This is a genomic window from Variovorax sp. J22R115 (genome assembly GCF_030317005.1).
In the GTDB taxonomy this organism is placed as follows: domain Bacteria; phylum Pseudomonadota; class Gammaproteobacteria; order Burkholderiales; family Burkholderiaceae_C; genus Variovorax.
Window position 1 is genome coordinate 261,790 of the sequence record NZ_JASZYM010000006.1, and the last position, 17,393, is coordinate 279,182.

Annotated in this window: 18 protein-coding genes; 10 read left to right on the forward strand and 8 right to left on the reverse strand. The window is 63.5% G+C overall.

Going from position 1 to position 17,393, the window contains the following annotated elements; genetic code table 11:
• Positions 1-3 precede the first annotated feature (3 nt).
• Entirely contained in the window at positions 4-552 is a 549-nt protein-coding gene (locus tag QTI04_RS12950; RefSeq protein ID WP_286605113.1) for a DUF4863 family protein, read from the reverse strand.
• Positions 553-669: 117 nt separating this feature from the next.
• Here QTI04_RS12950 and QTI04_RS12955 point away from each other — a divergent pair, with 117 nt between their 5' ends.
• From QTI04_RS12955 to QTI04_RS12985, 7 genes are all read left to right on the forward strand, one after another.
• Positions 670-1,650 carry a LysR substrate-binding domain-containing protein gene (locus QTI04_RS12955; protein WP_286616027.1) on the forward strand — a complete coding sequence of 327 codons (981 nt, stop codon included), beginning with the start codon at positions 670-672 and terminating at the stop codon, positions 1,648-1,650.
• Positions 1,651-1,777: 127 nt separating this feature from the next.
• Positions 1,778-2,755: a tripartite tricarboxylate transporter substrate-binding protein gene (locus tag QTI04_RS12960; protein WP_286616028.1), complete on the forward strand. Its 978-nt coding sequence runs from the start codon at positions 1,778-1,780 to the stop codon at positions 2,753-2,755.
• A 3-nt stretch (positions 2,756-2,758) separates the two neighbouring features.
• Positions 2,759-3,511, forward strand: coding sequence for a nitroreductase (locus tag QTI04_RS12965; RefSeq protein ID WP_336621886.1), 753 nt, complete (start codon positions 2,759-2,761; stop codon positions 3,509-3,511).
• A gap of 106 nt (positions 3,512-3,617) precedes the next feature.
• Positions 3,618-4,805: an MFS transporter gene (locus QTI04_RS12970; protein WP_286605108.1), complete on the forward strand. Its 1,188-nt coding sequence runs from the start codon at positions 3,618-3,620 to the stop codon at positions 4,803-4,805.
• A gap of 414 nt (positions 4,806-5,219) precedes the next feature.
• On the forward strand, positions 5,220-5,597 hold the full coding sequence (locus QTI04_RS12975; RefSeq protein WP_286616126.1) for a deaminase: 378 nt from the start codon (positions 5,220-5,222) through the stop codon (positions 5,595-5,597).
• 758 nt (positions 5,598-6,355) lie between these two features.
• Positions 6,356-7,882, forward strand: coding sequence for a hypothetical protein (locus tag QTI04_RS12980; protein ID WP_286616029.1), 1,527 nt, complete (start codon positions 6,356-6,358; stop codon positions 7,880-7,882).
• Positions 7,883-7,908: 26 nt separating this feature from the next.
• The gene (locus QTI04_RS12985; RefSeq protein WP_286616030.1) at positions 7,909-8,940 is read left to right on the forward strand and encodes a hypothetical protein; all 1,032 of its coding nucleotides are present in this window, start codon (positions 7,909-7,911) and stop codon (positions 8,938-8,940) included.
• 476 nt (positions 8,941-9,416) lie between these two features.
• On the opposite strand, the gene QTI04_RS12990 is transcribed toward QTI04_RS12985, so the two are convergent.
• The 3 genes from QTI04_RS12990 to QTI04_RS13000 form a co-directional block, all read right to left on the reverse strand.
• Complete coding sequence (locus QTI04_RS12990) at positions 9,417-9,953, reverse strand: hypothetical protein (RefSeq protein WP_286616031.1); 537 nt, start codon at positions 9,951-9,953, stop codon at positions 9,417-9,419.
• 696 nt (positions 9,954-10,649) lie between these two features.
• Positions 10,650-11,159 (reverse strand): hypothetical protein, encoded by a 510-nt coding sequence (locus QTI04_RS12995; RefSeq protein WP_286616032.1) that lies wholly within the window; start codon positions 11,157-11,159, stop codon positions 10,650-10,652.
• 15 nt (positions 11,160-11,174) lie between these two features.
• Positions 11,175-11,315: a hypothetical protein gene (locus QTI04_RS13000; protein ID WP_286616033.1), complete on the reverse strand. Its 141-nt coding sequence runs from the start codon at positions 11,313-11,315 to the stop codon at positions 11,175-11,177.
• A gap of 301 nt (positions 11,316-11,616) precedes the next feature.
• Between QTI04_RS13000 and QTI04_RS13005 the strand changes: the two genes are divergently transcribed.
• Positions 11,617-12,861, forward strand: coding sequence for a hypothetical protein (locus QTI04_RS13005; RefSeq protein ID WP_286616034.1), 1,245 nt, complete (start codon positions 11,617-11,619; stop codon positions 12,859-12,861).
• Positions 12,862-12,969: 108 nt separating this feature from the next.
• Here QTI04_RS13005 and QTI04_RS13010 read toward each other — a convergent pair whose 3' ends face one another.
• Positions 12,970-13,308 carry a hypothetical protein gene (locus tag QTI04_RS13010; RefSeq protein WP_286616035.1) on the reverse strand — a complete coding sequence of 113 codons (339 nt, stop codon included), beginning with the start codon at positions 13,306-13,308 and terminating at the stop codon, positions 12,970-12,972.
• A 68-nt stretch (positions 13,309-13,376) separates the two neighbouring features.
• Positions 13,377-13,640 (reverse strand): IS66 family insertion sequence element accessory protein TnpB, encoded by a 264-nt coding sequence (tnpB, locus tag QTI04_RS34305; protein WP_369292799.1) that lies wholly within the window; start codon positions 13,638-13,640, stop codon positions 13,377-13,379.
• On the opposite strand from tnpB, the gene QTI04_RS34310 reads away from it, so the two are divergent.
• A complete protein-coding gene (locus QTI04_RS34310) occupies positions 13,568-13,750 on the forward strand; it encodes a topoisomerase DNA-binding C4 zinc finger domain-containing protein (protein WP_369292797.1) in 183 nt (60 codons plus the stop codon). The genes tnpB and QTI04_RS34310 overlap by 73 nt on opposite strands.
• A 137-nt stretch (positions 13,751-13,887) precedes the next feature.
• On the opposite strand, the gene QTI04_RS13015 is transcribed toward QTI04_RS34310, so the two are convergent.
• Positions 13,888-14,883 (reverse strand): ABC transporter substrate-binding protein, encoded by a 996-nt coding sequence (locus QTI04_RS13015; protein ID WP_286616036.1) that lies wholly within the window; start codon positions 14,881-14,883, stop codon positions 13,888-13,890.
• 677 nt (positions 14,884-15,560) lie between these two features.
• Positions 15,561-16,025 carry an isoprenylcysteine carboxylmethyltransferase family protein gene (locus tag QTI04_RS13020; RefSeq protein WP_286616037.1) on the reverse strand — a complete coding sequence of 155 codons (465 nt, stop codon included), beginning with the start codon at positions 16,023-16,025 and terminating at the stop codon, positions 15,561-15,563.
• 502 nt (positions 16,026-16,527) lie between these two features.
• Between QTI04_RS13020 and QTI04_RS13025 the strand changes: the two genes are divergently transcribed.
• Positions 16,528-17,379 (forward strand): hypothetical protein, encoded by an 852-nt coding sequence (locus tag QTI04_RS13025; protein ID WP_286616038.1) that lies wholly within the window; start codon positions 16,528-16,530, stop codon positions 17,377-17,379.
• The last annotated feature ends 14 nt before the right edge of the window (positions 17,380-17,393 follow it).

A 17,393-nucleotide genomic window follows, 5' to 3' on the forward strand; every position in this document is an offset into this window, starting at 1 on the left:
CGCTCACTCCTGCGGCGCAGCGTGGTAGGAGATCCGGCCCGAGGGCAGGAAGAACAGCGCGATCACGGCGCCATCCCTGGCCTCTGGATAGTGCTGGCTGCCTGGCGAGGGGGCGGTCCACCCGCCAAAACACCATCCGTTGGGGCCGTTCAGGGCAGCGCCAGGCGTGACGGGCACGACCATGTTGAACTCGCCATAGGGATGCCCGTGGTACTGGCCGCGCAGCCGCTGGTCTGCATGTCCCTGGCAGTTGCCGGTGCTGTCCATGTACACCGCCGTGATGCTGAAGTGCAGCGTGCGCTCGGTAGGTTCGGCGATGCGGCTGCGACGGTAGACAGGGCCGTCGATCTCGACGTTCGCTGCCCAGCCATCTTCCACACCTTTCTTCACCAGCCGGGCCAGGGTCTGGTAGAGCTCGCTGTCCGGGCCGTACTTCTGGTTCAGCCAGTGTTCGACGTCGGTGCCCGCGGTCATGTCTTTCACTTCCTCGAGAAAGGAAGCCGAGCGCTCGATCAGCGCTTCGCGGTCTCGGATAAGGGTCTCGGTGGTCATGGTGTGTGCGCTCTCGCGATGATCTGAAGGCAATCATCGGCCGCCACCGGACTGAAGGGAACTGATGCTTTTGCAAGCTCATAATGCATGCCGTTCAATTTGCCGGGAGAGCGCCAGATGAGCTTTGGCCGCATGGACCTCAACCTGCTCAAGGTCTTCGATGCGATCTACGAAGAGCGCAACCTGGTCGTGGCGGGCAAGCGGCTCAACCTGACCCAGTCCGCGGTGAGCCACGCACTGGGGAGGCTGCGCGAACTGGTGGGCGACGAGCTCTTCATGCGCACGGGCAAGGGCATGGTGCCCACAGGCCGCGCTGCTGCCATGGCGCCCGCCCTGCGCGATGCGCTGCGCCAGATCCAGGCGACGCTGGGCGTGGAGCCTTTCTCAGCGCAGGAGTCGAAACGGCGCTTCGTCATCGCGGCGAACGATCATCTCACCGCCGTGATCATCGCCCCGCTGTCGCGCGAGCTCCAGCAGGTGGCGCCCGGCGTCGACCTGGTGATCCGCCCCTCTACCCGGCTCGACCTGGCAGAGCAGATCGATCTGGGACGCATCGACCTCGCCATCGGCATCTTCGCCCAGGTGCCCAGTCGCCTGAACTCGCGCACGTTGATGTCCCAGGGCGAGACCATCCTGATGCGCAAGGGACACCCTGCCTCGCGCCGCAAGCTCACATTGCGCGACATGGCGAAGTTCCCGCTCGTCACGCTGTCGGTAGGTGGCCAGGAGGAAGGGGCCGTCGGAGGCTTCATCCTGGAGCGCGGCCTTGCACGCCAGTCCGAGATGTTCGATCGGCACGCGCTCGAGGAAGCGCTGCGCGAGCTGAATGAGCTTCCCCGCACGCGCGTGACGGTCCCGCACTCGCTGGCCATACCTGAACTCCTTCGCGAAACCGACATGCTGTCCATCGTGCCCGCGTCGCTTGCGGTGGCGCTGGCAAAGCACGGCGACTTGCTGCGCCGTCCCCCTCCCTACCCAGCGGGGACCTCGTCCATCCGGGCAGTCTGGCATCGCCGGGAAGAGCATGACGTGGGGCACAGCTGGTTGCGCGAGATGGTGGCCGATGCGGCACGGCTGACCGAGGAGGCGCTCGGCTAGCTGACGCCGCCCAAGTGCACGGCGTGCATCTTGCCCTTGCAAAGACTTCAGTTCCCTTCGGCCCGGCCAGCCACCATCATTCCGCCACTTCGAGTTGTCCAACCATTTGGGGTGCGGAATGAACACCATGAACCGTCGCGCGTTTGCGCGCATCGCCTTGACACTGCCAGCGGCAAGCTGGCTTCCGCCCTCGTTCTCGCAGGCGGTGGCCGGCGTGGGCAAGCTCCTGGTGGGCTATCCGGCCGGGGGCACCCTCGACACGACGGCGCGCCAGTTGGCGGAGGCCTGGCGCAAGCAGGGGCGCCAGTACATCGTCGACAACCGGGCGGGCGCGGCCGGCCGCATCGCCAACAGCCAGCTCAAGCGCGAGCGGCCCGACGGCGCAACGCTTCTTTGCACGCACACCTCCGCATTGACCATCTACCCGCACGTGTATTCGCGACTCATGTACGACGCGGCAGCAGACCTGCAGCCCGTGTCACCGCTGGTCGCCGCCACCTGTGCGTTCGCGGTCAGCAGCACCGCGCCTGCCGGCGTTGTCGACGTGAAGACGTATGTCGACTGGGTCCGCCGCGCGCCCGATGCCGTCAGCTATGCCTCCCCGGCTGCCGGCTCCTTTGCGCATTTCCTGGGGTATCAGTTCTCCGATGCGGCGGGGCTGAAGCTGCAGCATGTCGGATACCGCGGGTCCGCCCCTGCGATGCAGGACCTGATCGGAGGACAGATCCCGGCCTACTTCGGCTTCGTGGCAGATTTCCTGCCCTATCTGCAGCAAGGACGCATCCGGATCCTGGGGGTTACCGGCGACAAGCGCACGCCCTTCCTGCCCAAGGTGGCGACCTTCACCGAGCAGGGGTTCCCGAAGGTTCGCGGCGTCGAGACCTATGGGATCTTCGCGCCTCCCGGCACGCCTGAAGGCACAATCGAGGCGCTGCATTCGGCGATGGTGACTGCAACCAAGGACCCTGCGCTGCGCACGGCCTTCGAACAGGTCGGCCTCGAGCCGCTGACGGTCACGCCGCAGGAGTACGCGAAGCAGTTGCGGCGCGAGCGGGAATTCTGGGCGCCCATCGTTCGCGCCTCCGGGTTCCGCTCCGAGGAGTGAGACATGGATGCCGGCCACTGCGAGCTCACCTGCCGGATGAGCCCGACGCAGGACATTCAAGCCTTGCATGACCGCCAGGCTGCACTTGGGCATTGCGTGGAGCAGGTCCTGCGATCGCGTCGGTCCACGCGCGCCTACAAACCGGATCTCGTGTCCGCGCAAGCGGTGCTCGACATCCTCGACTGCGCTGCCACCGCACCCAGCAACTCGAACACGCAGCCGTGGCGCGTGCATGTGCTGGCTGGCGCGCCCCTATGCGAACTGGGGGATGCGCTGGTCAAGAGCTTCCGCGAGGACCTACTGCCGCCCTCCTCCCATTTCCCGGATCCGCTCCCGGCAGAGTTCGGCGCGCGACAGGCGGACTTCGCTTCCCGCTACTACGGCTGCCTGGGCATCGACCGGCTGGATGCCGCGGCCCGGTCAGCCCAGACGGAGAGGAACTTCCACTTCTTCGGCGCACCAGTGGGCCTCATCTTCAGCATCGACTCGCGCCTCACGGCACACAGCTGGCTGGATCTGGGGCTGTTTGTGCAAAGCGTGATGATCGCCGCAGGTGCGCGGGGGCTGGCCACCTGCCCGCAGGTGTCGTTCGCGCGCTTCCATCCCGTGATCGCATCGCGCCTGCGCATGCCCGCGCATTACGTGACAGCCTGCGGGATGTCCATGGGCTTCGCGCAGAGCACGGCACCTGTGAACCAGGTCCGCATGCCGCGAGCGAGCGCGCTCGAATTCGCGCAGCTCGCCGGCTTCTCCTGATGCCCTCATTGCAGCTCCAGCCCTGCGGGCGAGCGCCTGACCTGGTTGGATCGGACGGGTGCCGGGCACCCGCACACCGCCAGAAGAACCTAGAAGAACACTGATCATGGACCGTCGTCTCCCTGTCCTCGCCCTCGGCATGTTCGCCATGGGAACCGACAACTTCGTCGTTGCCGGCATCCTGCCCAGCGTCGCTGCTTCCCTCGGAACCTCCGTCAGCCTCGCGGGCCAGATGGTCGCCGTGTATGCACTATCGTTTGCCATCATGGCGCCGGTGATGGCCGCGGTCGGCGGCGGATGGCCGCGCAAGCCGCTACTGGTCACTGCGCTGGCCGTCTTCGTCGTGGGCAACGCCATCAGCGCCTTGGCCACCGACCTCAACACCGTGCTGCTGAGTCGCGCACTGGCAGGCCTGGGTGCGGCAATGTTCGCGCCGACGGCGCTGGGCGTCGCATCGACGATCACTGCGCCGGAGAAAAGAGGCCGCGCGTTGTCTATCGTGACCGCTGGCCTGGCAGGTGCGACAGCCCTGGGGTCGCCGCTGGGAACCTTCATCGGCGGGCTCGGGACCTGGAGGACGACCCTGTGGTTCGTCGCGATGCTGGGCCTGTCCGCGATGCTCGCCGTCTGGTGGCTTCTGGACTCCGTGCGTGCGCCCGAGCGCATCACGCTGCGCGAGCGATTCGCGCCAGTGCGCGATCTGCGCGTCACGCTCGCGCTCTTGACGAACGTCTTCGCGAACGGCGGCTTGCTGATGGTCTACACGTACGCGGGCTCGGTGCTGGACCGCGTCACTGGCGGCAGCGAGCGGATACTCGCGACGCTCCTGCTGTTCTGGGGCGTGTCCGCCCTGATCGGAAACCTTGCCTCCGGCCGGTTGGTCGACCGCTTCGGCAGCCGCAGCGTAATGAATGCCTCCCTCGCGATCGCCATCATCAACTTCTGCGCCTTGCCTTGGGCATCCACTTCGGTGGCGGGCGCCGTACTGTGTTTGGCGATCTGGGGGTTCGTCGGCTGGGGCGTCATCGTTCCGCAGCAGCACCGCCTGGTGAAGATGGCACCGAAGGTCGCCCCCTTGCTGCTGGCACTCAACAACACGGCCACCTACGGTGGACTGGCCTGCTCCAGCGTGCTGGGCGGGCTGGTGCTCCTCGTCATTGACAGGCACTACCTCAGTCTCGTGGGCGCCGGCATGATTCTCGTCGCGCTGGCGCTGGCGGAGGTCACCCATGGCTGCATCGTGCGTAGGAGCATAGGTGTGCACCGGGAGCCCGAGCTGCAGACGCAGCCTTGACCTAGGATGGCCACGCCCGCGATCTGCGCACGCCAGACGCGCCCGGATCTGCTGGCCGTCGAAAGGGATCGCTCCGCCATGGCCCTTCACTGCAGAAGTGCCAGTGCGGCGCCCGGAATGGCCGGAAAGCGGCGATAGGCAGTCGTCCGCGCTCAAAGAGGGGAAGGACCGCAATCGCTGCGAAGCACTCCGTCGAGACTTGACGCGCGAGACTTCAAACGATCTTTTGCCGCAGACGGCGAAAATGCTCAGACATGGATTTCCATGTCGAGTTGGGTGGCCGCATGCGGGCATGCTTCGGCCAAGCTCAGCGGGTCGGGCGAACGATTGGTCGTGGAACTGAGATGCATTGATATGCCACCGAACGGCCGGAGAATGTTGCTAGGCAGTGGGGCGGCGCTGCTCGCCGGCAGCATGTTGAGGGTATCTGCCCAGCCCCGGATTCCTTCCAACGAGGCAAGCGCTCGCTGGTACGAAGCCGCTGCCGAGATGAAGCGCCTTGCTGAGTCTTGGGGTGACCAACCGTACGGCGCCGTGCTGGTGCTGGATGGCGAGCTCGTTGGCCAAGGGCCAAGCCGGGTCGTGAAGAATCGGAATCCCGATGCTCATGCGGAACGAGAGGCAATCCGCGATGCGCAGCTCAAGCTGGGGCGCGAAAGCTTGCTGGGAGCAGTTCTCTACTCCACTTCGCGGCCGTGCAGTCGGTGCGAAGCGGTAGCGGCAAAAGCGGGAATCTCGCAGATGTACTTTGGCCCATCACTCACTGACGCTGGAGTTCCGCAGACGACATGACCGTGGTCCCCTTCGCGCATGGCGCGCCGATCGTTGCTAACACATTGCGGGACACGCCTCCAAAAGCGAGCCAATGGCAAAAGCGGAGCCGGCCATGGCGCCGCGAGGCCTTAGCAGCAGCCGGAACGCCGAAACGGCATATGGGGGGCGCAGCGCCGAAGGGCTGCATGGGCAGGAACTCCGGAGCGACTTTGGGAAGAGGGAAGAATCGCCGCTCCGACCTTCCGAACTCGCTCCCAAGCTCAGGACCGCTATTCGCCAGGCGCGCACGTTTTGGTCGGTGTGCAAGTGTCGCCTCTGCAGGTTTTGCCATTGAGGTCCGTCCAAACCGTGCAGGTCACGGACTTCTGGGTTCCGCCGCTGCACTTGTAATACTCGACATACGTTCTTCCCGCGGTGCAGTGGAGTTGCGCCACGACCATGTCAGCAGGGCCCCGCACTGCACTTGGCGATTCGGGCAATTGAGAGCTGCTGCCCTCGACAACACCACAGCCTGAAATCAAGAGAGCGCTCGTGAGAACGCAGAAAAGAAATCCAATCTTCATGTTGATTGTCCTCGTAATGCGATCCGAAGGGATTTGCGTAGCCATATCACTGCGGGGGATGTGGCTCGGCCGAATGTGTACATCTGATCAACGGCCGACGTCCCCAAAATAGGTGATTTGTAGCTCGAGATCGACACGTATGCGATTCCGGTTCCTTGTCATGGTTGAACCTGGCTGTCATGATCGCCAAATCCTATGGAGGGAGGCGACGCTATGAATCGGCGTGAGGTGCTTCGTTCTGCTCTTGGGGGGGCCTCGTGGTCGACGGTGGCGTCGGTCCCATGGGCTTTTGTGTCACGTCCTGCCGCTGCGGCCATAGACCCCGTCACAGCGACCACCACGGCGATCGGCGCCATTCGCGCGATCCGGGAAGCGCTGGGCGGAGATGGCGGACTGGGCGCCACGCTGCGTGCCATCAATGGCAAGCTTGATCTGGCCATCAACCAACTGGCGCAGGTTCAAAAGACGCTCAGCCGCATCTACGAGCAGCTGGCGATGCTCGATCGGACCATCGTAGATGCGATGGGGCAGCAATATGCCTTCGAACGATGCAACGAGATGAAATCCGCGATCGCGGAATGGCAGAAGATCATCGAAGAAGCTCGCTTACGCGCGATCTCACTGGATCCTGCGAATCCTAGTCCAGACCAAGCGACGATCTATTCAAGACTCCAGGAGGCGTGGAAAGAATTCAACCTCCAACGCAACAGGCTCATGCAGTGGCAGTACGGCGCGTCGTCTTACGCCTCGACGCTCACCTCGGCCTGTGTCGCGCTCGACTGCATGGCCTTCGGCTACGGGTTCTTCTCTGAGACGTACCTGGCATTGACACTGAGGGAGCATCTCAAATGGTTGAACAGGTTCAGCAAGCCCGATGACTACACCGCGCAATGGGAACTCGATCGGGCACTAAAGGAAGAGGCCAATGTCATCGCAGCGGCAGACAAGGAATCGAAAGATTCGCTGAACACTGCTGATACGCGCTTTGTCAACCGCCTCGCGGTGCTGGCCTACAAATCGTCGCCGGCGGATGTTTGCGTCGTGAACACCGTGGAGGGAGAGATCTTTTCCCAGAGTTACCCCGGCAAGGTCATCAAAGTCCGACGCAGCACGCTTGTCATGGTCACGAAGATCAAGCGCGATGCGGTGGATCATTCAGGCGCCCTCTTTCTCAAGAACCTGCGCAACGACAAGACATTCTACGATCACGCTCTGATCACGCCGAGTGGGGGGATCTACTACAACACCCATGGCGTCGCCGGTTTTGATCGCAGTCAGTGTTTCTCGCACGCCTTGACCGACTATCGGATAGGCTCTGAGGAAGCCTACCGGAACAAGATGTACGACTTCTGGAACGAGGACACGGCGTGGTTGGACCAGAGATTCAGATACAGAGTCTCCCAAGAGCACCGATCACGTGATCGCTTCATGAAGGGGGCCGAGGCCGGGGCCAGCTGGCAGATGACGACATACATCGAAGGGCTTCGGACAAGGGCGGCGGCCGAAAAGGATGAGAACAAGAAAAAGAAGCTGGAAGCCTACATCCCACCCATGACCAAGCTACACAGCGAGACTTGGTATCCGCTGGACGCTGCGCAGCAGGTGCTCGACTCAGTCAACGTTCAGCGCATCAAGCAGGCCTTTTCGAAGGAGTGCCTGGCGCATGTCGCGGAGGAGCTTCGCGTGGTCAAGCGACTGATGGCCGATCTGCCACCGGTGGGCGACGGGGCGACGCCATGAGCCGACGGTGGCTCGTGGCGAGCGCCATGCTTTTGGCCTGGGTCACGCCGTTGGCCGGCATGGCCGAAACGCGGGCTGGCACTGTTGTCTTACCGCCGAACATGCCCCCGCCGGACATGAGCAAAGCGCAGGCACACGACTCGTTTGTCGAGCTGATTGGCCGCGCCATGTCCGGCATCAACAACAAAGGCGTGCAAATGAGGATCGCTCAGGGCGTCGCGTCGATCCTCCCGCGTGTTGCCGACGATCTTCAGCACGCGAAAGGCGTGCTGGTGATCATTCCGGTGCAGGTCTCGCAGACTGACTCTGGCGACTATCAGAGCCTGATCGGCAGCGGTCTCGAGTACGTAGGGATCGGAAGTTCGCCCGCCGATGCCAACCTCGCCTACACCTCCAGCGACAGACTGAGCCAGGGGGGCAAACCGGATCCCGAGGCGAGCCTGAGCTACTGGTTCACCAAGTCGAGTGACGGGTCGATCAAGATTGCTTACAGCCAGCTCAGTTGGTTGAAGCGCGGAACGTTTGCGTTGTATGGCGAGCGCAAACTCGCCAAGTACGATTGGGTGCGTGCGCGCCAGGATGAAGTTGGACGTCTCGCCAGATCCTTCGCGGCGCAGACCCGGGATGCGAATCTGCAATCCGAGATGACCAAGCTGGAAAACCAGCGGACGGCGGCGCTGAAGGAACTCGATGAACTCAACCGCCGCTTGTACGAGGAACTGGCGCAAGCCCAAAGGGCAGCGGAGAGCGGCCGCATCCTGCAGCTTGTCGGGTTCGGCCTGGAGCTTTACCAGTTCAAATTGAAGGCGAGCGAAGGTCTGAATCCGGCAAACAAGGCCGCGCTCATGAACGAGCAGACCTCGGCGGGTGTGCTGCAGAAACTCACGGAGATCGAGACGAACTCGAATTCCGAGGCGACGCTCATTCAGCAGCGCGTGCTCGTCGAGACCAACACCTACGACGGCATCGAAACGAAGCAGATCTACATCCTGCAGAAAAGCCGGGTGCCGGTCGGCAACCTGCCGTCTGGGTCGGATCCGCAACTCGAGCAGCCGTAGCGATCGCAATCGCCGGCGAGTTCAAGAGCGCTTGGCGAGAGATCGTGCTGCACGTGTCCAACAAAGGGCGTTGGACATGAGCACGCTCGCTAGGGTGCAACCGCGTCTGGTTGTGCGCGGAGTGCGGCTCCCAGCGTGCGGTCGGCCAGAAGCGGGGCTGACGTTGGAGGGCCACCACACAGCGGAATTCAGCGCGTGCGCGTTCGATGCAGCCGGCTCAAAATCGCAGTTGCCCGCGTGTGGTGGATGTGGAAGTTCAGCAATCGGCTCGACAAACGCTCGCCGACTGCGAAGGCATCAGTCCCTCGCTGTATCAGCAGTGCGTTCGCGCCGCGAGTCCACCGACGCTCGCCGACTGCGAGGGCCTCAGTTTCTCGCTTTATCAAGTGTGCGTTCAGCGAGCCACGGGCCGCTAGTCGGCGACCACGCGGCGAAGGCCAATGTGCCTGGAGGCCAGGCCAATCCGATACGCGTGGTCAACGATCAGGTTGCGCCGGCGCACACGGCTGCATCGCAGCAGCAGCTGCGCGACTGGCGCTGGCCATGTCCGCGCCAGTGACGATCGCAATCAGCGTCAGTGCAGCGGCAACCGCGGCGGAACAAAGCAGACAAATCTGTGCCGCCATGAGCCAGACCGCCTTTTTCTCCAGTTCGATCCGAAAGTCCGCGTTGACCAACGCATGGTCCCTGGACACGGCGAACACCAGTCGCGCCATTTGCTCCTCTGCAACGCTCTGCTTGGCAAGACTTCGGCGCTTGTCCGGGATGAGGATGTCGAGAATTCCGGAGGGTGGCGCCTGCGGGACTTCCTTGGTTGTATCGGCTGCCTTCGTGGCGTACTTGTCCAGGACAGTTTTTGCCGACCAAGGGTTCGATGTCGGCCTGTTGAAAATCGCGATAACGGCCAGCGCGATGGTCGCGACCAACAGAACGATCACGACGCACAGAAGCCACTTCTCGTACTCCTCGAGCGCGAGGTTTGTGTTCCGAACAAACGAGAACACTGCAGCCACGAAAACGCCGCTGATCGTGGCTGTGGCTTGCGCCTTGGTGTCGATGTGCTTCCAGGTGTCGGACAGGAGCGCGTACTCCTTTTCCGCTCTATCGAGCCCGACCTTGAAGAAGTCCTGGGTGGTAACCGGGGAAGCCATAGACAGCGCCCTCCTGCCTTGCGGCTCATTCCTGACGGCAAATGAAGGGGCGTTGCCGCTGCGCCAGCGAGCTTGGAACTTACTTTTCTGGCGGGAGCTTAATGTCCGGAGGCAAGTCTTCCAGCGGACTCTGGGAGGCGGCAGGATCAGAGAGATCAGAGGAGGCGGTGCTGCCCAGGATCATCCCCAGGACGCGCGATCTTGGAATTGGCGGCTCTCGGTGGTTGCGATGCTTCGAGCAGTACATGTCCCAATCGCCCACATTGTTCTGGCAATAAGGGTAAGCGCACTTGGTCATGATCGTCTCCTTCTCAGAAAGGGCCCCAATCGGCGGCCATTCTGGAACGGCGCCTCGTGGCTTTCAACCCCAATTTTGGACACCCATTCGAAATGGTCACAAGGAGCACCCCGCACGGCAACGCAGATCCTGCAAAAAAAGTGGGCTCGATGTCCGGGATGTTAGACGGCTCAAGGGTTGCGCCCACAGCCGGGCCTGGTCTGCGCTGCACCGAAGCGGCGGGGCGTGCGCCGCACAGATTTTTTATACAAACGCGGTCGTTAGATCCCGCCAGAAACGACTAAGCCCGCCGAAGCGGGCGTGGTGAAGCGCCGAAGACAAGCGTCCTCAGGGGCGCCCGAGCCGGGCGGGCAGGCCTGGTTCATCCAGAAGTTGTTGCTGCCGCTGCCGTACTTGGGCGCCGCGTTGTCAGGCATGCCCGTGACGCACAGACCCCCAACGGTCACGGACGTCTGCGCGTCGCTGACCCCATTGGTCACCGTCCCGGACCAGCTGCCAACGACGTTGCCGCCCCCACCCCCGCCGCCGGCGTGGGACAGGGCCTGCTCGGCCAGGAGTTGCACCAGGGTGATCCGGCCATCGATCGCGGCGGCGTTGCTGTCCCGCTTGTTGTTCACCCACGTGATCGTGTTGTTGGACACCGCGATCTGCCAGTACAGGTTGTTCACCTGGTCGATCATCTGCTGGTTCACGATGTTGACCTGCTGCTGCTCCGGCAGGATCTTCGAGTCCGTGTAATCGCGCCCGTTCTGGTACGTGGTCGAGTCCACCTGCTGGATCTCGGTCTAATTGAACATCGAACTCACGGCGCGGTTGTTCGTCACGCTCATCCCCGGCGCGGTGCTGCCGGCCGCGAGGGCCGGCGCCGCAGCGCAGGCCAGCGCCGCGGCCACGAGGAAAAGCTTCAGGTCCTTGGATGGCTGCATGGTGTTCTCCCCGGGTCTTGTTGTGATGCTTTCGCTATACGGCATCCATCGACATCGCGTTGGCGATAGCTGTGGTCAATAGAACGGCGCTCGTGTTCCCCACCTGCTGCGGGAACCGAATCCGGATGCCCGCGCGCCTTGACCATCCAGACGGCATCCACAGCCGGGTGGCACGGCGGTAGAGTCCGAGCGGCGCCATGTCCAACGGCCTCTATCAGGATCCTGGTGGGCGGTCTAGGTCACGCCGTCGGCGTCGTGGGGGGAATCGATCAACCTGGAAGAAGGCGTCCTTTGCAGCGCATTGAAGGCGCATCTCAAAGAACAATACGAAGTGAAGTGGGTGCGGCATGGATGGACCGGGGCGAACTCGCATGCGGCCCGCGAAAAAGGCTCCGCAGAATTGAGGCAAAAGATTGCCTCGCTGCCGCCCCAGTCCGATGAGAACCTGAACATGCTCCTTGCGCATAGCCATGGCGGCAACTTGGCGCTCATGGCGCTCACCAACGACTCGGAAACCCGCAAGACGATCTCGATGGTGGTTTGCCTCTCGACGCCATTCATCGAGGCTAAGGAGCGCAAATCCTTGCCGCTGGAGATGCTGAGCGATTTCCCGCTCGGGAGTTGGCTGGTCTGGCTCGCATGTGCGCAGTTTCTGGCCTATGCGTTCAGCCAAATGCTTGGCGTGCATTGGCTGTACGCCATTGTGCTCGTTGCCGTTTGGCTCGGCCTGACCAGCGTCCTCATGCTTTACTGGCGCGTCACAGCGGAGGACCTCGATCCCGCGAGTGTGCTGCGACCCTATGAGTACAGTCGCATCCCCGCGCACGTTCTTTCGCTGCGAACGAAATTTGATGAGGCCTTGTCAACTGTTCGTGGGCTGTCGCTTTTCGGTGCCGTGAGCAGCGTGCTGCCCGTCATGTTGGCCGCCGCAAGCGTTGTCCTCATGATCTTGCCGCCCTTGATCTTGGTGCTTGGGCTGCCGATCTTTTTTATCATAAACGCCTCGCCACCCGGCCCTGCCATCGCATGGATGTTTCCACTCGGAATGGCATTGATGCTTTTGAATCCTTTCGCGGTCTTGCCGACACAACTGGTGTGGGCGATTCTCAGGGCGCTGGCCATGGGAGAGGATCCGCGAGTTGGGATTCATTTTCGATTCAAACTCGTGATAATCCCAAACAAGCTCCTTCACCTGGAGGAGCGTGTGGTGGCGAGATTTCCTCGATCTTCCTGGTTTCGATTCAGATTCAACCACTCGTATCTTCACTCGCAAGAGGAAACCGCCATTCCGATTGCAGCGTTCGTTCGCGGCTATCGATTTGACCCACAGCGAGCTTCAACCGTCCACTTTCCCCCGGACGACTCGGGTGCAGGTTACGTCGTCTCCACCAGCGAGTGGATCGGTCGCTGCGTTGCCGAACTACGCATGCTGCACTCGACGGGATCGATGGCGACTCAGCACGTGGCCACGCAACTATCCAAGCAGAGGGAGGTGCGGCTGCAGTCTCCGGAGGTCGCTGCACAGCGATATGAACCGCCGTCATAGGCCCGGTAGACAGACGCCGGGCCCGGTGCCCGTGCAGGTCCTGCGCGCGTCCCCTTCGATGGGCATGGTGGGGCGGCAGCTCGCGGCCACGCGCCGGCTGATGCCTCCTTATCCGAACCAAGGGTGCCGACCCCGCCCCACCTCCAGATACCAGTTCCAACTGCCGTCCAGCTCGGACACGTGCTTGGCTTTGATCACAAACGCGACCCGCTTGTCGCCACCGAACGAGATCGTGTCGCCGACGTGCAAGGAGCTTGGATCGAGGTCGGGTCGAAAGTCGCGATCCCTGGGGACCGCCCCGTAGTCCGACTCAAAGTCTTCGGGGTCGGGGTAGAAGTAGAGGCGGTGCGGCTTGTCCATGGTGATCGGCATGTGAATGACAGCGGCCATTCTGACGCGCTGAAAGGCGCAGCCGGTGCCGGCGTCTTCAGCCTTCGAAAAAGGCATACACGTCCCACGCGTATCAGGCGTCCGGCGCCCGTCCACGATCGGGCGCGTCGAGTGGGCGTGGCGCGTCAGGGAGGCGCGCCGCGCCTCCTCGGGCAGATCGCGCGCGAGGCAAGCCGAGCACGAGTGCGTCGAGTTGAGGGTGCGTCCAACGACAGTGTGGGCCCCGCATCCTTGGGCCACGCGAACTTGCCCTGGTTGAGCCGGCGCGCAGCAAGCCACACACCGATGCCGTCGTGTACCAGCACCTTCATGCGGTTTGCCCGTCGATTGGCGAACAGGTACGCATGGCGCGGGTGCGCTGCGCCGAAGACGCGCACGACGCGGGCCAGCGCGGCTTCGGTTCCTAAGGCTCAGAAAGTCGACGTACGGGCCCTTCGTGGGGTGCAGCAACTTTCCACGTTGCAGGTACACGCGTGACGCCCGCCGTCAATCCCGGTGATTCGCCGCGCAGTGCGCTCCGCAGCGGGAGCCGACGTTCGATGGCCGCGCTTAGATTTCGGCACGCGGCCAGGAGCCGACCTTCGCGACAGTCGGCTGCAGGCGAAGAGGCCGGCGGTCAAAGCGCCCCGCAGCCTCTCAACGCACGACCTCGTCGGCGCGCAACAAGAGGCTATTGGGCACCGCGACACCGACCGCAAGGGCAGTCTTCAGGTTAATCAGCAGTTCGAACTTTAGCGGCTGCTGGACTGGGAGGTCGGCGGGCTTGGCGCCCTTGAAGATCCGGTCGACGTAGCCGGCGGCGCGGCGCGCCAGCGCGGCGTAGTCCGCCCCGTACGTCAGCAAGGCGCCACCGACATGGTGGTAGCGCTCCACGCCGATGGTCGGCAGGCGTGCCTGCGTCGCTGCGGTCACCAACTCGGCGCTCGAGTAGACATGCCAGGGCGCTGGGAGGATGAACAACGCGTCGGTGCGCGTGCGCCCTAGTGGCGGGATGACAGCCGCGATGTCCTCGACACGGTTCAGCTCGACCCGCCGGATGCGGATGCCGAGCCGAGGCGCCAGCGCCTCGATCTGCGTCAGCTCGTTGCGGTTGGCCACCCAGTCGGGCATCCACAGCACCGCGACCTCGCGGGCCTGCGGCAGCAACTCGCGCAGCAACTCGACCCGCTTGCCGTGCAACTGGTCATCGACGGCCGACATGCCGGTGAGGTTGCCCCCGGGGCGCGCCAACGACGGGACCAGGCCGCTCATGACCGGATCGCTCACCCCTGCGAACACGATCGGGATCGCGCTCGTCGCACGCTTCGCGGCCAACGCCGCGCCGGTGGTAAGACAGAAGAAGAGGTCGACGCCGTCCGCCACCAGTGCGGCGGCGTGCGCGTCGAGACCCTCCGGCTTGCCCCCGGTGTCCCGCCAGTCCATCACATAGTCGCGGCCCTCCTCGTAGCCCTGCTCGCGCATGCCGGCGAAAAAGGCATCGAAGACCGGCACGGCGCCGGGGCTTGGCCGCGGAAAAAACGAGATGTAGCCGATGCGCCGCGGGCGGTCGGCTGGCCAGACGCCAAGCGCGATGCCGGCTGCCGCACCGAGGACGATGAGCCGGCGTGCAAAGCCGTCCGGACGCGGATTCATGCGCCGAGATTACCTCCGAACCGCCCTCACCGCAAAGCGGGTGCGGGGCGACGGAGCGCTCAGCTGGTCGGGGTAGTCTTCTCAGATCCAGCCGCGGCCTTAGCACAAGGGGCAGCTCGAACGCTAGGCCGTCGTCTCGGAGATGGGTGCTGGCTATGGTGTCGGCTTGCGGGCTGCCGGCAGTTAGCCCATTCGCCGGGCCCTTCCGTCAGGTTGCGCATCTCAAGCGAGCTGACTGTCAGGCTCCGCGCCAGAGAAGCGCTGCTGCGCCTTCTCGCGTGACAGGCGCGTTATGGAATGGGAGCATAGGGCGCATGAAGGTCAAGGAATGCCCGCTACCTTCGCCGATGACGCGGCCCTGAGCTGCTACTAATGCTTCGTTGGCCTGCGTCCGCTTTGCGGAGTCGAACTAAGGTCGGCGTACGTCTGCTCCGGGCCTCTCCTGCCTCTCGCCTTCAGCAGTTATGCGGCTGATGTGCAGCGAAAGCGGCCCTCCAGATAGGCATGCATGGACGACTGCAAGGTGGCGCTCTGCGGGAGTAGCAGCGCCCTACTCCGTTGCCACCGACAGAAGTCGCGTAGAGCCGGTACCGGGGGTTGGCGATGTAGCGCGTGAAGCGACGACGCGCACGCAGCGTTCTCGACACCTACCCGCGCCATGGCGTGATGCGCGGCAATCATCGCCTCACGTTCGCCCGGTAGCGCTTGTACTCGTCGCCAAACTGCTCGCCCAGCGCAGGCTCTTCGTAGGCGACAACGAACAAGAAGAATCCGGCCCACACGATCGCGCCGTACCCCAGCGCCGCGACGCTCCCGAACAGGAGGCCCTGGCCGGCGATCAACGCCGTGACTGCCACGTACATCGGATTGCGGACGTAGCGATAGAGCCCGGTGACGACGAGGCGCTTGGGAGGCATCACGGGCGCCGGTGTGCCGAGGCCCTGCAACGCGAAGCGAGCGAACGAATCGAGCAAGATGGGCAACCCGGCCACGATCAAAGCGGCGCCGAGCACGCGCGCAATCGGGAATAGCGGAGGCGCAAAGTGCCAGTGCGTGAAGTACCAAGGGACGTACACGGCGAGCGTGCCCGGAGCAATGACCAGGAAGATCACGGAACCGATGATCGCGGCGGCGCGCTGCACGACAGGAGCATACCTCGACGCCGCCGTGAATCCTGCGGATTGGGCGAGTGCTGGCGATCGCCTGACGCTAGAGCGTCGCCGCGCCGGAGGTCGGACAGCGCGTCCTCAAGCTCGTCCTTGCGCACACCTTCGCTGGCATTCACAAGAACAAAGAGCAGGCCCGGAAGACGCTCGCCCTCCCCTTCGGTCCTAGCCTTGACTCGATCGATGGGCGGTCCATCGACAGCATTGTCGCTTTCGATGCCGCGTGTATCGAATACGACAGCATCCGGGTGGCGCAGTCCTACGTGCGGGAAGCGAAGCTGAGCAACGGCTTCGCGACGCTCACGCGAGTAGAACGGTCAATCAACGAGGCGCTCACCGTCTGGACGAATGACATCCGCCCGGAAGGCGCGCAAGGAAACAGCTAAAGGCCGGAGAAGGTACTCGTGAATCCGGACGCCTGGGACGGCGAGACAGCGCAATTGATCGCCGCTCTGGATCTTCATACCAAGGAATCTGCATGACCACGACGTCCACACGCGCCCTCAGTCCCATCATTCGAGATCGGGCGGGCGCCGTGCAGCCGATCCCCGCGGCGATCGCTGCAATCACCGGGCAGCCACTGACCGAGGTCAGTCGGATGCTTTGGCAGTGCATTGAAGCCTTGAAAGGGCTCGCAGGGGTCAATGCCGAGGTTTCACCCGAGGACGCTTGTCACGCGGCGTTGCACCGGTTCGGCTACGAGCCCCACCGCCTTTACGCCGACGAGCGGCGACGGCCTTTCATGGGCGAGTTGCTCCGCGCTTACGCGCAATCTCCAGGCCCTTGTGAGCGGCTTTTTGTAATCTGCGAGTCCGGTGATGCATTCGCATTCTTGGGCAATGAAGCAGCCGCCTGGACCGGCAGCGCGCCGACCACTCTCACGGCACTCGTTCGGGCCGGGACCTTGGAACTCGACATGCCAGTGCGCTTTGCCTTCACCGTCAAAGCGTACCGTCCCGTGCCAATCGCCTCGCCAGATCACAAGTTCCTCGAATCGGTAGCCATCCCGGCCTTCGCACTGGCCGACGCCTACAACATCGAAGTCATGCCCGCCGGGTGGCCATACTGGAACCTGTCCTTCCCTGGCGAAATGACGGACGGCGGGCCGGGCTCCGGCGCCACGTTGGTCTGCGGCGAGCACGAATTGCTGAGCGTCATCAATGACCGGGTGCGTCAGCTCCAGCAGGCTGATGAGACCGCCAAAGAGCTGATGAGTCGCCTGCGGCTGAATCGGCCGGCTACTCTTCGGACTCGGCCTGACAGCCAAGGCACGAGGACCCTGTGTTTCCCCTGTCAGACAAGGGCCGACAGGGGCTTGGGTGCGTTCTGACTTGACCGACGCTG

Coding starts and splice junctions, on each gene's coding strand:
- QTI04_RS12950 (WP_286605113.1), bottom strand. CDS start 552: ATGACCACCGAGACCCTTATCCGAGACCGCGAAGCGCTGATCGAGCGC.
- QTI04_RS12955 (WP_286616027.1), top strand. CDS start 670: ATGAGCTTTGGCCGCATGGACCTCAACCTGCTCAAGGTCTTCGATGCG.
- QTI04_RS12960 (WP_286616028.1), top strand. CDS start 1,778: ATGAACCGTCGCGCGTTTGCGCGCATCGCCTTGACACTGCCAGCGGCA.
- QTI04_RS12965 (WP_336621886.1), top strand. CDS start 2,759: ATGGATGCCGGCCACTGCGAGCTCACCTGCCGGATGAGCCCGACGCAG.
- QTI04_RS12970 (WP_286605108.1), top strand. CDS start 3,618: ATGGACCGTCGTCTCCCTGTCCTCGCCCTCGGCATGTTCGCCATGGGA.
- QTI04_RS12975 (WP_286616126.1), top strand. CDS start 5,220: ATGTTGAGGGTATCTGCCCAGCCCCGGATTCCTTCCAACGAGGCAAGC.
- QTI04_RS12980 (WP_286616029.1), top strand. CDS start 6,356: ATGAATCGGCGTGAGGTGCTTCGTTCTGCTCTTGGGGGGGCCTCGTGG.
- QTI04_RS12985 (WP_286616030.1), top strand. CDS start 7,909: ATGCTTTTGGCCTGGGTCACGCCGTTGGCCGGCATGGCCGAAACGCGG.
- QTI04_RS13000 (WP_286616033.1), bottom strand. CDS start 11,315: ATGCAGCCATCCAAGGACCTGAAGCTTTTCCTCGTGGCCGCGGCGCTG.
- QTI04_RS13010 (WP_286616035.1), bottom strand. CDS start 13,308: ATGCCTTTTTCGAAGGCTGAAGACGCCGGCACCGGCTGCGCCTTTCAG.
- QTI04_RS13015 (WP_286616036.1), bottom strand. CDS start 14,883: ATGAATCCGCGTCCGGACGGCTTTGCACGCCGGCTCATCGTCCTCGGT.
- QTI04_RS13025 (WP_286616038.1), top strand. CDS start 16,528: ATGACCACGACGTCCACACGCGCCCTCAGTCCCATCATTCGAGATCGG.